14 protein-coding genes are annotated in these 14898 nt (G+C 60.4%); 10 read left to right on the plus strand and 4 right to left on the minus strand.

All coding sequences use genetic code 11. From position 1 onward, the window contains the following. Positions 1–23: 23 nt before the first annotated feature. Positions 24–1076 carry a LacI family DNA-binding transcriptional regulator gene (locus tag QCE79_RS21525; protein ID WP_309847788.1) on the minus strand — a complete coding sequence of 351 codons (1053 nt, stop codon included), beginning with the start codon at positions 1074–1076 and terminating at the stop codon, positions 24–26. Positions 1077–1220: 144 nt separating this feature from the next. On the opposite strand from QCE79_RS21525, the gene QCE79_RS21530 reads away from it, so the two are divergent. Continuing rightward, positions 1221–2279 (plus strand): fatty acid desaturase family protein, encoded by a 1059-nt coding sequence (locus tag QCE79_RS21530; RefSeq protein ID WP_404989397.1) that lies wholly within the window; start codon positions 1221–1223, stop codon positions 2277–2279. A gap of 22 nt (positions 2280–2301) precedes the next feature. Continuing rightward, a complete protein-coding gene (locus tag QCE79_RS21535; RefSeq protein WP_244831337.1) occupies positions 2302–2610 on the plus strand; it encodes a non-heme iron oxygenase ferredoxin subunit in 309 nt (102 codons plus the stop codon). Positions 2611–2622: 12 nt separating this feature from the next. Here QCE79_RS21535 and QCE79_RS21540 read toward each other — a convergent pair whose 3' ends face one another. Beyond that, positions 2623–4578: a Cache 3/Cache 2 fusion domain-containing protein gene (locus QCE79_RS21540; protein ID WP_309847791.1), complete on the minus strand. Its 1956-nt coding sequence runs from the start codon at positions 4576–4578 to the stop codon at positions 2623–2625. Positions 4579–5003: 425 nt separating this feature from the next. Between QCE79_RS21540 and QCE79_RS21545 the strand changes: the two genes are divergently transcribed. Continuing rightward, complete coding sequence (locus QCE79_RS21545; RefSeq protein WP_244831339.1) at positions 5004–6287, plus strand: MFS transporter; 1284 nt, start codon at positions 5004–5006, stop codon at positions 6285–6287. Positions 6288–6348: 61 nt separating this feature from the next. On the opposite strand, the gene QCE79_RS21550 is transcribed toward QCE79_RS21545, so the two are convergent. Next, the gene (locus QCE79_RS21550) at positions 6349–7350 is read right to left on the minus strand and encodes a LacI family DNA-binding transcriptional regulator (protein ID WP_309847794.1); all 1002 of its coding nucleotides are present in this window, start codon (positions 7348–7350) and stop codon (positions 6349–6351) included. Positions 7351–7535: 185 nt separating this feature from the next. Here QCE79_RS21550 and QCE79_RS21555 point away from each other — a divergent pair, with 185 nt between their 5' ends. From QCE79_RS21555 to QCE79_RS21565, 3 genes are all read left to right on the plus strand, one after another. Next, positions 7536–8363, plus strand: coding sequence for an NAD(P)-dependent oxidoreductase (locus tag QCE79_RS21555; RefSeq protein WP_244831341.1), 828 nt, complete (start codon positions 7536–7538; stop codon positions 8361–8363). Next, entirely contained in the window at positions 8363–9262 is a 900-nt protein-coding gene (locus QCE79_RS21560) for an SMP-30/gluconolactonase/LRE family protein (protein ID WP_309847800.1), read from the plus strand. The genes QCE79_RS21555 and QCE79_RS21560 overlap by 1 nt, the downstream gene beginning before the upstream one ends. A gap of 210 nt (positions 9263–9472) precedes the next feature. Then, positions 9473–10816, plus strand: a complete 1344-nt coding sequence (locus QCE79_RS21565; RefSeq protein ID WP_244831343.1) for an MFS transporter — start codon at positions 9473–9475, stop codon at positions 10814–10816. A 55-nt stretch (positions 10817–10871) separates the two neighbouring features. Here the strand turns inward: QCE79_RS21565 and QCE79_RS21570 are convergent, their stop codons facing one another. Continuing rightward, positions 10872–11648, minus strand: coding sequence for a FadR/GntR family transcriptional regulator (locus QCE79_RS21570; RefSeq protein ID WP_404989398.1), 777 nt, complete (start codon positions 11646–11648; stop codon positions 10872–10874). 158 nt (positions 11649–11806) lie between these two features. Here QCE79_RS21570 and QCE79_RS21575 point away from each other — a divergent pair, with 158 nt between their 5' ends. The 4 genes from QCE79_RS21575 (at position 11807) to QCE79_RS21590 (ending at position 14866) form a co-directional block, all read left to right on the plus strand. Beyond that, entirely contained in the window at positions 11807–12664 is an 858-nt protein-coding gene (locus tag QCE79_RS21575) for an NAD(P)-dependent oxidoreductase (RefSeq protein WP_250510568.1), read from the plus strand. A 93-nt stretch (positions 12665–12757) separates the two neighbouring features. Continuing rightward, the gene (locus QCE79_RS21580) at positions 12758–13504 is read left to right on the plus strand and encodes an amino acid ABC transporter permease (RefSeq protein ID WP_250468002.1); all 747 of its coding nucleotides are present in this window, start codon (positions 12758–12760) and stop codon (positions 13502–13504) included. Beyond that, the gene (locus QCE79_RS21585; RefSeq protein ID WP_244831347.1) at positions 13501–14154 is read left to right on the plus strand and encodes an amino acid ABC transporter permease; all 654 of its coding nucleotides are present in this window, start codon (positions 13501–13503) and stop codon (positions 14152–14154) included. Before QCE79_RS21580 ends, QCE79_RS21585 begins: the two co-directional genes overlap by 4 nt. Further along, positions 14138–14866 (plus strand): amino acid ABC transporter ATP-binding protein, encoded by a 729-nt coding sequence (locus QCE79_RS21590; RefSeq protein WP_244831348.1) that lies wholly within the window; start codon positions 14138–14140, stop codon positions 14864–14866. Before QCE79_RS21585 ends, QCE79_RS21590 begins: the two co-directional genes overlap by 17 nt. Positions 14867–14898 lie beyond the last annotated feature (32 nt).

Here is a 14898-nt window from a genome sequence, read left to right on the forward strand (position 1 = left end):
AGGCGAATGCCATGCAAGGACGGTCAGACGTTCTCGGACGTAAAAAGTTGCGCCGGAAGTGGATATTGGCTTGCTTGCGCTGTCTCTTCAGGCAAGGTATTCAACGCGCGAAGCATGGCAAGCACTGCGGTCTGAGCGATCTGTTGCAATGGCATATCGATGACCAGATCGATGATGCCGTCCACGAGCGCGTCGTGACGGTCGGGCATGAGATCGGAGCAAACGGTGACTATGTGTCGTCCTATTGCTTCCTCGCGCAGTGCGCGTATCACGCCACCCACGCCGCCGCCTGGAATGTAAAGACCAGCGAGATCGTCATGCCGCGCAAGCATGGCAAGCGTCGCTTCATAGGCCAGTTGCTTGTCTTCCAGGTTGATTTGCGTGTCGAGCACTCGCAGCCCGGGTGCATGTTCACGCAGGTAAGAGCGAAAACTGATTTCGCAGCTTTCTTGTCCCAGATAGCGGGGCGTGCCGACGAATACGCCAACCGTACCTGCCTTGCGATGCGTGAGCCTGCTCACGGCCCACGCGGCAGTGCGGCCGCTCTTGCGTGGGTCCACGCCGATATAACCTGCACGCAATGGCGCGCTCAGGTCGGACAATAGCGTGACCGTTGGCTTGCCCGCTGCATGCAAGGTTTCGATGGCCGCGGTCACATGCGGATGATCGACCGCCACGACGCCGAGCGCATCCGCTTCTTCTCCAAGCGACAGCAACGTACGCGCGATGGACGCGGGATCGAGTTCGTCCATATACGCGATCACTGCCTTGCAACGTTCGGGTTCGTGACGCGTGACCGTCTCCGTCAGAATGCGCGCGAACGCCTGATAAAACGGGTCGGCGCGTTTCTGCAGACAGAAGCCGAGCGTGCGCGGGGCATCGATGGCTCCTAGTTGAGCGCGCATGCGTTCGCGCATCAGTTGAGCACCGTGATAGCCGATGCGCTCTGCCGCTTCTATCACGCGCAACGCGGTGCCTTCGCGCACGGTCAGGCGTCCGTTGAACACGCGATCCACCGTGGCCGAACTGACGCCAGCGGCTTCCGCCACCGACTGAAGCGTGGGACGCTTGGTCATTTTGATGGAAATGATGGATTTGCGAGGGCACGCAATGATGCTTAAAGATAGCAAATTCATGCGTTCCTTGCGCACGCACGGGCTCGCTCATATCATCGACTTCAATAAAAATAAATGATGTATTCCAATCATCGGATGGGTGACATGATGGAATCGGAGGAGACGCAGCGGCGGCGCTATCGGCTGATAGGCGGGGCAGGCGAAGAGGCGAAAGCCGCGGGCCTTGCCAATGGCACCTGGTATAGATGCCCTTTGCCGCGCCCCGTGCTCAAGCAACTCACGCAACGCAGTGATGCAAGAGCCATTCGCGACACCGTTCTTTGGTACGCAGCCATCGTCGCGAGCGGCGTCCTTGCCTGGTTCGCATGGCAGGCGCATTCGCTATGGGCCATCCCCGCGTTTCTGCTCTACGGGACGCTTTACTGCGGCCCCGCCGATTCGCGCTGGCATGAGAGCGGACACGGCACCGCATTCAAGACCGCGTGGATGAACAAGGCGCTTTATCAAGTGGCGTCCTTTCAGGTGTTTCGGCGACCGACCGTATGGCGCTGGAGTCATGCGCGCCATCACACCGATACCTTGGTAGTGGGCCGCGATCCCGAAATCGGTGCGCAATTGCCGACGGATTGGCTTGCGCTGGTGCTGAACGTCTTCGCGCTGAAGCACGTAGCGAACGAATTGCCCAAGGTCGTGGCGTCTGCGTTCGGCAATATCGGTGAAGAAGAAAAGACCTTCGTGCCTGAGACGGAATGGCCGAAGGTCGTGCGCGAGGCGCGCATCTGGCTCGCGATCTATGCAGCAGTGATCGTGACATGCATTGCGTTTCGCAGTGTGTTGCCGCTGCTTTATATCGGCTTGCCGAGTCTTTACGGCGCATGGCTTTATCTGTACTTCGGGCTCACGCAACACGCAGGCATGCCGGAGAACGTGCTCGACCATCGCAAGAATTGCCGCACCGTGATGATGAATCACGTGTTTCGTTTTCTTTATCTGAACATGAACTATCACGTCGAACATCACATGTTCCCGATGGTGCCGTATCACGCGCTGCCGGATCTGCACGATGCCGTCAAGCACGACATGCCGCCGCCTTACACGAGTTCCATCGCGGCTTATGCCGAGATCATCCCGGCGCTCATGCGGCAGACGCGGGACCCGTCGTATCACGTCGAGAGGCCGGTGCCCACCGCCACGCAAAGCTGAGTATAGAAAGGAGACATGCCCCATGACGCAATGGATCGACGCCGCCGCGTTGGACGACATCGACGATGAAGACGTCAAACGCTTCGATCACGATGGCCGCACGTTCGCGATCTATCGAGTGAACGACGAGGTGTTTGCAAGCGACGGCCTGTGCACGCACGAACAAGTTCATCTGAGCGAGGGCTTCTTGTTCGACCATGTGATCGAATGCCCGAAGCACAACGGGCAATTCGATATTCGCGACGGCCGCGCGCTCGGTGCGCCCGTGTGCATCAACTTGCAGACTTACCCCGCGAAAGTGCAGGACGGACGCATCTTCGTGGAGATCTGAAGCGCCGATGCCTCAAACGCGGAACATGCTGACCACGCGTGCAAGGCGCTCGGCCTGATCGCGCAACTCGACGGTCGAGTGTTCCGCTTCGCTGACGAGCGCCGCATTCTGCTGTGTGGCTTCGCCAATCTGCATAACGGCCATGTTTACCTGCTCGATGCCGCTCGCCTGTTCCCGCGATGCCACGCCGATCTCATCGACGATAGCGTTCACGCGCGTCACCTGTTCGACGATGCCGTTCATCGTGCTACTGGCTTCCTCGGCGATTCTGTAGCCGTGCGATACCTTGCCCGCCGATTCGCTGATCAACACTTCGATCTCCTTCACCGCGCCCGCACTGCGTTGCGCAAGCGCGCGCACTTCCGATGCCACCACGGCGAAGCCTCTGCCATGCTCACCCGCGCGCGCCGCTTCGACGGCAGCATTGAGCGCAAGGATATTCGTCTGAAAGGCGATGCCTTCGATGGTCGCCGTGATATCGGCGATACGTCGTGACGATGCATCGATCTCGCCCATCGTCGAAACCACGCGGCCCACGGCTTCGCCGCCCGCACGTGCAGCTTCGGATGCCGACGCGACCAGCGTGCCCGCCTGCGCCGTATTTGCCGCGTTCTGCTGCACGGTCGAGGTGATCTGTTCCATGCTCGCGGCCGTTTCCTCGACACTCGCAGCCTGCGTCGCGATGCGCGATGCGATATCCGTGCTGCCGGATGCGATGCGAGCGGTGCCATCGCTCATGTCGGATGATGCGCTGCGAACCTGCGCGACGATGCCCGCCAGTCCGCGCGCAACGCCGTCGATGGCGCGCATCAGGCGGCCGATATCGTCTTCGCGCGTGGTATCGATACGAACGGTCAGATCGCCAGCGGCGATATGTTCCGAGGCATGCGTGACGTCGTCGAGCGGCCGGCTGACGAGCTTCGCCACGGCATAGAGCAACACGCCGACTAGCGCCGCGATCACCACGAGGCCGATCAGCAAGAAGCGGTTGCGACTCGCGTGCACATCGGCGAGCAGTTCATCGCGATACGCAATGCCACCGATCATCCAGTTCCATTGCGGCACGGTCATAAAGACGATTTCCTTCGCGCCGCCATGCACGCGCGCATCCGCGCCCGCGATTGTGGCGCCTTCGAAATCGAGCTGGCCTTCCTGTTTGTCGAGCATCGCCTTGAACGGCGCAACGCGTTCATCGGCCATCTCGCCTTGCGCGTCCGGATGCACCAGAAGCTTGCCGCGGTTCGCACCGTTCGAAGCGTCGACGACGAAGTGATAGCCGGTCGCACCGATCGTGAGCTTGCGGATGTTGTCCTGCAACGCCGCGATTTCCGCGGAAACATCGACGCCCACGAACAGCGCACCGACGACGCGGCCCGATGTATCCGTCACGGGCTTGTATTCGGTGATGTACTGCTTGCCGAACAGCGCCGCCACGCCTATGTACGACTTGCCCGCGAGAATCGGTGCATAAGCCGGTCCCTTGCGATCCAGCAGCGTGCCGATGGCGCGCGTGCCGTCCTGCTTCTTGAGCGAGGTCGTCACACGCACGAAGTCGTCGCCGGTGCGCGCAAAAACGGTCGCGATTGCGCCGCTTTCCGCGAGAAACGCATCGGGAATGGCGAAATCGCCGTTGAGTGGCTTGTCGCCCGCGTTGATCGCAGGCGTCGCAACGCCGCCGATGTCGACCGTATGCGATTCGTCGAGCGAGAAGGCAGCAGGCAGGCGATTCGAGAACATCGTCATGAAGCGCGAGACTTCGGCGCTCACGGCCGTGTTGTAGAGGCCGATCATCGATGCGATCGAGCGATTTTCACTTTCGACGCGTGCGAGCGCGTGCGCATCGACTTGCTCGCCGGCCGAGCGGGTGACGACAAGTGTAAGGGTGGCGACGACGACGGCCGCGAGAGAACACGCCAGCGCGGCGAATTTGGTGCCGACGTTCAAGCGGGCTAGACGAATACGAAGCATGGGGAGCACTGGGCGATGTGAAAGACGTAAGTGACGGTTATCGGCAGCGAAGCCACCTGCCTTTAGCGTTTCGCGGCGCATTTGGCATGCAAAAGACAAGATGCCGCATGACTGAATGTAAAACACCAGATTCAACCGGCGTGGGAGCCAAGCTTTGTTGGAAACAACGCAGAAAACGATTAACTCAATCTTTCAACTACATTTCGTTTGGCAGCGGGGCCTTATGTGGAGCGGCTCTGGCGGCATTAGGGAAAGTACAGGGATAGGCAACACGCACTGAAGCCATTATTCTTCAAAAAACGTTTTCCAAAACCTGGCCGGCAAGCGCGTTCTAGTCACGCGATGAGCCGAAGCCCACGGCGCTCGTCGCCGTCAATGCAACAAGTCACGCGGCACGACGAGCGCCGCCGCGTACGGAGACATTCATGCAAACAGCCGTCGTAGGCGTCGTGCGCGCAGCCAGCCGTTATCGCTGGACCGTGTGTGCGCTGCTCTTCTTCGCCACCGTCATCAACTACATGGACCGGCAGATTCTCGGTCTGCTCGCACCGGTTCTGCAGCATGACATCGGCTGGACGCAGGTTCAGTACGGGCGCATCGTGATCGCGTTCTCGGCGTTCTATGCAATCGGACTGTTGTGCTTCGGGCGTATCGTCGACTGGCTCGGTACGCGCATCTCCTACGGCCTCGCCATGTTCGTCTGGAGCATCGCTGCCATGCTGCACGCGGCGGTCGGCTCCGTCATGGGCTTTGCCATGGTGCGCGCGCTGCTCGGTATCGGCGAAGGCGGCAACTTCCCGGCGGCCATCAAGACGACGGCCGAATGGTTCCCGCGTCGCGAACGCGCGCTCGCTACTGGTATTTTTAATTCCGGCGCGAACATCGGTGCGGTGTTCGCACCGGCGATCATCCCGGCGCTCGCCGTTGCTTTCGGCTGGCGCGCGGCGTTCGTGATGATCGGTGCGATCGGTCTCGTGTGGCTCGTGGTGTGGTTCGTGATGTATCGCCAACCGGACGCGAGCGCGCATGACGACGATATCGAACGCGACGACACCGAAATCGCCGATGCCGCCAACGCTCATGCAGGCGCTCCCGGCTTCAAGGTGCTCATCAAGAAGCGTGAAACCTGGGCGTTTCTGATCGGCAAGTTCCTGACCGATCCGGTGTGGTGGTTCTACCTGTTCTGGCTGCCGAAGTGGCTCAACGAATCGCGCGGCATGGACATGCAGCATATCGGTCTGCCGCTCGTCGTGATCTACGCGATCACCACGGTGGGCAGTATCGGCGGCGGCTGGATTTCATCGGCGCTGATGCGCGCGGGCTGGAGCGTGAACGCGGCGCGCAAGACGGCCATGTTCATCTGTGCATGTTGTGTTTTGCCGATTGCATTCGTTTCGCTGGCGCAGAATCTGTGGGTCGCGGTCGCTATCGTCGGTCTCGCTGCAGCGGCGCACCAGGGCTGGTCGGCAAACCTGTTCACCACGGCGTCGGACCTGTTCCCGAAGCGCGCGGTCGGTGCAGTGGTCGGTATCGGCGGCATGGCCGGCTCGATCGGCGGCGTGCTGTTCTCGGAAGTGATCGGCCAAGTGCTCCAACGCACCGGTCAGTATTGGGCGCTGTTCGCCATCGGCGCATCGGCTTACCTGATCGCGTTCGCCATCATGCACGTGCTCACGCCCAAAATGACGCCGGCCAAGCTGGAATCCTGATCGCATGCAAAATGCCGCCGACACTCGAAAGATGCCGGCGGCATATTGCGTTATGAATACATCATGCAGTAGCAGTCACCGCAGCCGTCGATTCACGCACGATCAGGCGCGGCTCGAACATGGAATTACCCGGGTCGGGATGACCGGCGAGGGAATCGATGAGCTTCTGCATTGCGAGTTCGCCCATCTTCTCGCTCTGGATATCGACGGTGGTGAGTCCGGGCGCGGCGTAAGCGCCGTACGGCACGTTGTCGATGCCGGTGACGGAGACGTCCTCCGGCACGCGAATGCCGAGGGTTGCGGCTTCCTTCATGAAGCCGAGCGCGATCAGGTCGTTGTAGCAGATGACCGCCTGGGGACGCCTCGGGCCGAGCATCACGCGCGAGCAGGCGTGTTCGCCGGCAAGCGAAGTGGGCGCGTGGGCGTCGTGGACATCGAGTTCGAGGCCCACGTCTTCGAGACACTCGCGCACGCCGCGAATCCGCTCGTCGTTGATGCGCGCCTGGCCGAAGCCGAGGTATGCAATGCGCCGGTGCCCGAGGTTGAGCAGGTGCCGCGCGAGCATATGGGCGGCGAGGCGGTTGTCGATACCGACGCTTGGAATCGGCAGCGCTTCCGCGTTGCGCAGAAGCACGACGGGCTTGCCGAGATCGAGCATCCAGTGTGCTTCTTCGTCGGGTAGCCGCGAACTGACGATCAGACCGTCCACGCGTTGCGCGAGGGCTTCGATCAGCGGACGTTCGCGGGCCTGGGTTTCGTCGATATCGACGAGCAAGAGCGTGTAGTCGTGCCGGAGCGCAATGCGGTTCGCGCCTTTCACGACGTTGGTGAAGTGCGGATTGCTGATGTCGAGAATCGTGAGGCCGATAGTGCGCGTGCGGCCGGTGATCATCGAGCGCGCAAGCGGGTTCGAACGATAGCCAAGCGTTTCGATCGCCGCCTTGAGCTTGGCCTCGACGGGTGCCGAAAAGCGCTGCGCGCCGTTGATGTATTTGGACACCGTCGCGACCGAGACGCCCGCTGCGGCGGCGACATCGCGAATGGTCGTAGAAGTTTTCTTCATTCGGAGGGTAACGTTTACTTTGGCTTTTTCCAATGTTAACGGATTTTGACGTCGGTTCGGGAAACGTCGCATCGATAAAATCGATGAGGAGCGCCTTCGCTGTGGCCGTATCGGCATCACTATAAGCCGAAAACGTTTTCTTCCATAGAGCTTTCAATTTATCTCACGTATCTCAAGGAGTTTCGATGAACCAGCCATCCGCAACGGGCAAACCGTTCAAGCGTCTGCTTCTGACCGGCGGGGCCGGCAATCTCGGGCGCCAGTTGCGGCCCGCGCTTGCGCAGTGGGCCGATGTCGTGCGCGTTTCGGACATCGCACCGCTCGATGACGCAGCCTCCCACGAGGAAGTCAGCGCGGTCGATCTCGCGGACCGCGACGCGGTAATGCGCATGGTGGAAGGCGTCGATGCGATCGTGCATCTCGGCGGCATCTCCATCGACGCGCCCTTCGACGATCTGATCGAAGCGAACATTCGCGGCACTTACAACATCTACGAAGCGGCGCGCCGGCATGGCGTGAAGCGCGTCGTGTTCGCGAGTTCGAATCATGCGATCGGTTTTCATCCGGTCACCGAGGTGCTCGACACGGATTCGCCGCATCGCCCGGACAGTCTCTATGGCGTGACCAAGTGTTTCGGCGAGTCGCTGTCGCGCTACTACTTCGATCGCTTCGGCATCGAGACGGTCAACTTGCGCATTGGCTCGTCGTTCGAGGAGCCGAAGAATCCGCGCATGCTGGTGACTTATCTGAGCTACCGCGACTTCATCGAGCTCGTGCGTTGCTCGCTCTTCGCCAACCGCGTCGGCCATGCGGTGGTGTACGGCGCATCCAACAATCCGGTGAAGTGGTGGGACAACTCGGGCGCGGCGTTTCTGGGCTTCCGTCCGCAAGACAGTTCGGAACAGTTCAACGGACTTTTCCCCACAACCGCGCCGACAGCCGACCGCGACGACCCCGCGCAACGCTTTCAAGGCGGTCCATACGTCCTCGGCGAACCGCTGGAGCGCAAGTAATGGCGAGCGTGGAGCGCCTCGAAGCGGCGGGACACGCGGCGGTCGGCGAGTGCCCGGTGTGGCGCGCGGAAGAGGGCGCGCTCTACTGGGTGGATATTCCGGCGCGCAAGTTCGTGCGTCTCGTCGTCGCGAGCGGCGAGCGCAGCGAGTGGACGTTGCCCGAGCAGATCGCGTGTTTTGCATTCGATCCGACGGGCACTGTCGTGGCGGGCATGGAGAGCGGCCTGTTTGCATTCGGCATGCAGTCGACAAAAGACATTCGACCATCGAAGCTGGCCGCACCGAGTTTTCCCGCGCCGGGCATGCGCTTCAACGACGGCCGCTGCGACCGTCAGGGCCGCTTCTGGGCCGGCACGATGGTGCAGGACATGTCGCTAGCAAGTCCGGCTGGCGCGCTGTTCCGGTTCGATACGGACGGCGTGCTGTCGGAGCCTATCGTCGATGGCCTCGTCACACAGAACGGTCTCGCCTGGTCGCCGGATGGCCGCACGATGTATCTGTCGGATTCGCATCCAACCAAGCGTGTGATCTGGGCATTCGATTTCGATCTCGACACGGGCACACCGCGTAACCGCCGCGTCTTCGCCGATCTGCATGACTATGCGGGCCGTCCCGACGGCGCGGCCGTGGACGCCGACGGCTGTTACTGGACTTGTGCCAACGACGCCGGCCGCCTTTTGCGCTTCACGCCGCGAGGCGAACTCGACCGTGAAATCGCATTGCCGGCCAGCAAGCCGTCGATGTGCGCGTTCGGCGGCAGCGACCTCTCGACGCTCTACGTAACGTCGATTCGCCCCGGTGCGAACGCCACCGAAGACGACGGCTGCGTCTTCGCGCTGAATCCCGGCGTCAAAGGCCTACCCGAACCGGCATACGGTGCGATGTTACCGGTCGCATAACGACGGCCTTAAGGAGCGGCAAGTCCGCTCCGCACCTTTAGCAATGCGCGCCGCACCGCAATGGCGCGCAAATATTTAGCGCTAAAGCGAACGAAAGTTCGTGAGGCAGGCTAAACACCACTTCTGTCGTCTCCGCTTAAAGAGTAGGCTGCGCGAGTATCCCAACGTATGCCAGCCAACTACCGATTATTCAATTCGGAGGAGACATAGATGGAGCTTGAAACTCGCACCATGAAGCGCGTGATGTTTCGTCTCGTGCCGTTCCTGATTCTGTGTTACTTCATCGCTTACCTCGATCGCGTCAATGTCGGTTTTGCCGCCTTGCAGATGAACAAGGCGCTCGGCTTTTCGGCGAGTATGTTTGGCTTTGGCGCCGGTATCTTTTTCATTGCCTATTTTTTCTTCGAGGTCCCTTCCAACCTGCTGCTTGAACGTTTCGGCGCACGCCGCTGGATCGCGCGCATCATGTTCACGTGGGGCATTCTTGCGGCCTTGATGGCGTGGATTCCGCACATCGCTCAAGCAACGGGCTTGTCGAACGCTTATGTGTTCTATGGCTTGCGCATTTTGCTTGGCATCGCCGAAGCGGGCTTTTTCCCCGGCATTATTTTCCTGCTAACGCTTTGGTTTCCGGCTAAGTATCGCGGGCGAGTGGTGGGCTACTTCATGGCCGCGATTCCGCTTTCGACCGTGATCGGCGGACCCATTTCCGGCGCCTTGCTGCAAATGGATGGCTTGGCCGGCATGCAAGGCTGGCAATGGCTTTACCTGATCGAAGCGCTGCCCGCATTGGTGCTTGCATTCGTGGTGTTCTTCTATCTGACCGACAAGCCCTCCGACGCTCATTGGCTCGCTGAAGACGAGCGCAAGTGGCTCGTCGAACGTCAGGCGCATGAGCGCGCGCATCGCGAGTCGGTTCATGCGTTTAGCGTGAAGGAAGCGATCTTTAATCCGCGCGTGCTTGCCATTGCCTTGATTTACTTCGGCGCCAACGCAACCAATTACGGCTTGAGCTTCTTCTTGCCGCAGATCGTCAAGGCATTCGGCTTGACGAATTTGCAGACTGGCTTTGTCACGGCCATGCCTTACGCGGTCGGTGTGATCAGCATGGTGCTGTGGGGTCGCCACTCGGACCGCAAGCTCGAGCGTCGCTGGCACGTGGCCATTGCATTGATGGTAGCGGCAGGCGGTATCGCGGCTTCAGCTGGCCTGGATAATCCGGTAGCAAAGATGATTGCGCTTTCCATCGCCGGCTTCGGTATTTTCGGCTGTCTGCCGATTATCTGGACCTTGCCCGCTTCGTTCCTTTCGGGCGCGGCGGCGGCTGGCGGTATTGCCGCAATCAACTCGCTTGGCAATCTCGCGGGCTTCTTCGGGCCGTATGCAATGGGCTGGATCAAGGACAGCACGGGCGGCTTTGGTGCAGGTCTGCTTTGCCTGGCCGGCGCGGGGATGGTGGGCGTCGCGGCGGTATTGCTGCTGCATCACGACCCGGCGCTTGAGAGTATCGATCCGCACGACGAAGTCGATGCCGAGCCGAATCTGGCAAGGTAAAACGCTTAAGGGCCGCCTGAATATTCGGCGGCCCTTTTCAATTTTGCGGCTGGATTCACGCCGTGGCCTGAGCTCTTCGCAATCTCTCCCTGCTGTTGATCAAGTGCAAGCGCATTGCCGTGCGCGCCGAGTCCGCATCGCCGCGTTCGATCGCATCGGCAATCTGCTCGTGCTCGCGATTCACGCGAACCAGATAATCGGCGTAATGGTCGTGTGGAATGGCGGTCGCGGTTAGCCGTGTCCTTGGAAACATCCTTAAACCAAGATGCTCCATGATCTCGACGAAATAGCGATTTCCCGTGGCATGCGCGATTTCTAGATGAAAGCGAAAGTCCGGCGATACGGTGCCATCTTCCTGACCCACGCCGCGCGCAAACTCCGCGAGCGCCGCGCGCATGGTCGCTAGTCTGCCGGCATCGCAACGCATGGCAGCAAGGCCCGCCGATTCGGTTTCCAGACTGATACGCAATTCGAGGATCGCGAGTGCATCCATGGAGCCGGCGACGTCGGCGGGATCGAGCTGCAATAGCGACGAGGTACTCGCTTCGCACACGAACGTACCGATGCCATGACGCGTCTCGACGAGGCCCGCGGCCTGCAGTCGCGATAACGCCTCGCGCACCACGGTGCGGCTCACGCCGAAGCGTTGCACCATCTCCGCCTCGGTCGCGATTCGGCAACCTGCTCGCAATTCCCGCGCGTCGATCTGTGCGCGCAGTGCATCGACGAGCTGTGTGGTCAGACTGCGGCGTGTGCCGTGAGAAGGGGCGGCGACATCCATGGATGCGGATACATTGAACACGTCGACGGAAGGTTCGGGCGTTAGTGTCACAGCGCTCTCTTAGTGTTTTCCAGAGGTTCTGGGAATCGGTCTTTCAACACGTTGACAAATCATTCTGCAAATGATGATATGCGGCATAGAGTGATATGACAACGTACAAGAAATGCGCGCAGGGTAATCCCTAGCATTGCACGCAGGAGACAAAACTCATGGAATCACAGACGGACGCATTGCCGTTGCAGGGCACCCTCGAACCCGAATTGCGCTTCGACCGCTTGCTGCTCACGGGTGCGGCGGGCGGTATCGGTAAAGCCATTCGGCATCGTGTCGCGGAGTTTGCAGAGCATGTGCGAGTGTCGGATCTGCCCGGCGTATTGTCGGGCGATGCAGCGCCTCACGAAGAAATCGCGCCGTGCGATCTGGCAGACCGTCAAGCAGTCGATGCACTCGCCGCCGATTGCGACGCCATTGTCCATCTCGGCGGCGTATCGGTGGAGCGTCCGTTCGAAGAGATCCTCGAAGCCAACATCAAGGGCGTCTTCAACCTCTACGAAGCGGCGCGGCTCAACGGCGTAAAGCGCATCGTATTCGCCAGCTCGAATCACGTCACAGGCTTTTATCGGCAAGACGAACGAATCGATGCCAGCGCGCGCAAGCGTCCCGATGGCTACTACGGCTTGTCGAAGTCGTTCGGCGAGGACATGGCGCAGTTGTACTTCGACCGCTATGGCATCGAGACGGTGAGTATCCGCATCGGCTCCGTTTTTCCCGAGGCCAAGGACCGCCGCATGATGGCGAGCTGGATGAGCTACGACGACTTCCATGATCTGCTGCGCCGCGCGCTGTTCACTCCGGACGTCGGACACACGATCGTTTTCGGCATGTCGGCAAATGCGCATACCTGGTGGGACAACCGTGACGCGTCGGTACTCGGCTTCGAGCCGCGCGACTCGTCCGAGCGGTTTCGCGACAAGGTCGAAGCCACGCCGGCGCCCGCACCGACCGATCCAGTTGCGGTGTATCAGGGCGGCGTGTTCACGGTGACGGGTCCTTTCGATCCGGTGTAATGCATGTGGCATGAAGAATGCCGAACTCGCGTAGTCAGTCGTCATACATCCAGAAGTGTCTGACTCGCTCCTTCGAACTGAGGCACGACCGCCATGTTCTCTCTCGACTTTGCTCCGTTGTTGCCGTACTGGCCGACGTTCCTTTTAGGCGCGTGGCTCACGCTCAAGATGACGTGCGTGGCGGTGTTCTTTGGCCTTATCCTCGGCATGCTCGTGGCATTTGCCAAGCGCGCGAAGGTGCCGGTGCTGACGCGCCTCTGCATCATCTATATCGAGGCGGTGCGCAACACGCCGTTTCTCGTGCAGATCTTCCTGCTGTATTTCGGGCTGGCGAGTATAGGCTTGCGCATGCCGACCTTTGCTGCGGCTGCGCTCGCCATGACCATCAACATCGGCGCTTATGCCGCCGAGATCATTCGCGCGGGTCTGGAATCGGTGCCACGCGGGCAGATCGAAGCAGCAGAGTGCCTGGGTCTTTCGCGCTGGCGCATCGGCTGGAACGTGATGTTGCAGCCCTCTATCGAGAAGGTCTATCCGGCGCTCACGAGCCAGTTCCTGTTGATGATGCAAGCCTCGGCAATCGCTTCGCAAATCTCCGCCGAGGAACTGACCGCCGTTGCCAACACCGTGCAGTCGGATACCTTCCGCTCGCTCGAAACCTATATCGTCGTCGCGCTGCTCTATCTCGGGCTGTCGCTCATCATTAAGCTCATTGCATGGGCTGTCGGTGAGCATCTGTTCAAGCGGCGCCGCGCCATCCGTCTTGCCGCAAAACGCGCGGGCAAGACGCCGCCGGACTCCCCGCGCATCGATACCGTCATTCCCGGAGGTGCGGCATGAGCGGCGGATTCACGGCATCGCATTTTGTGTACCTCGTGCAATCGATCGGCTGGACGCTGGTGCTCTCCATGCTTGCGTTCGTGCTCGGCGGTATCGGTGGATTCCTCGTCATGCTGGCGCGCATCTCGCCGCGCCTCTGGCTCGCGCGCACAGCCATCGTGTTTATCGAGGCGATTCAGGGCATTCCGTTGCTGATCCTGCTGTTCATCGTGTACTTCGGGTTATCCGTGTATGGCTATCAGGTACCCGCGCTCGTTGCGGCGGGTCTTGCGCTGATGGTTTATTCGAGCGCGTATCTCGGCGACATCTGGCGCGGCTGCGTCGAAGCCATGCCCAAGCCGCAATGGGAAGCCGCCGAGTGCCTGTCGCTGTCGCGCTGGCAGAGTCTGAGGCTCGTCATCATCCCGCAGGCGATGCGGCTCGCCTTGCCGCCCACGGTCGGCTTTCTCGTGCAGATCATCAAGATGACTTCGCTCGCCTCCGTGATCGGCTTTATCGAACTCACGCGCGCAGGGCAGATCATCAACAACTCGATCTTTCAGCCGTTCCTCATCTTCGGACTGGTCGGCGCTTTCTATTTCGTCCTGTGCTATCCGCTTTCGCGCTGGAGCCAATCGATGGAGAATAAGCTCAATGTCAGCAATCGTTAAGGTCGACGAGGTCTACAAGAGCTTCGGCTCCAATCAGGTGCTGAAAGGCGTCTCGTTCGATGTCAACAAGGGCGAGATGATCGCCGTGATCGGTGCGAGCGGTTCCGGCAAGAGCACGGCGTTACGCTGTATCGACCGGTTGGAAACCATCGACCAAGGGCAGATAGAGGTATGCGGCATTCGCGTGGACGATCCGAAGGTGGATCTGCATCTCTTGAGGCGCGAAGTCGGCATCGTGTTTCAAAGCTATAACCTCTTTCCCCACCTAACGGTCGAAGAAAACATCATGCTCGCATTGCGGCACGTGAAGAAGTTATCGCGTGACGAAGCGAGACGCGTCGCGCTCAACGTGCTCGAACAAGTCGGGCTTGGACAGAAGGCCGATGCCTATCCCGAGCAATTGTCGGGCGGACAACAGCAACGCGTGGCGATCGCACGATCGCTCGCGATGAATCCCAAGGTCATGTTGTTCGACGAAGTGACCTCCGCGCTCGATCCGCAACTCACGGGAGAAGTGCTGCGTGTCATGGAAGACCTCGCGGCCGATGGCATGACCATGCTGCTAGTCACGCATGAAATGGCGTTCGCCAAGCGCGTGGCGGACCGCATCATCTATATGCATCAGGGCAAGGTGTGGGAAGTGGGCGATGGCAGCATGCTCGATGCGCCACGCACGCCCGAATTGCGAGCGTTTTTGAACAACGGCCTTTGAACGGCATTTTTTCAATCCAAGAAGACGGAGAC

It is taken from the genome of Caballeronia sp. LZ003, from assembly GCF_031451465.1.
In the GTDB taxonomy this organism is placed as follows: domain Bacteria; phylum Pseudomonadota; class Gammaproteobacteria; order Burkholderiales; family Burkholderiaceae; genus Caballeronia.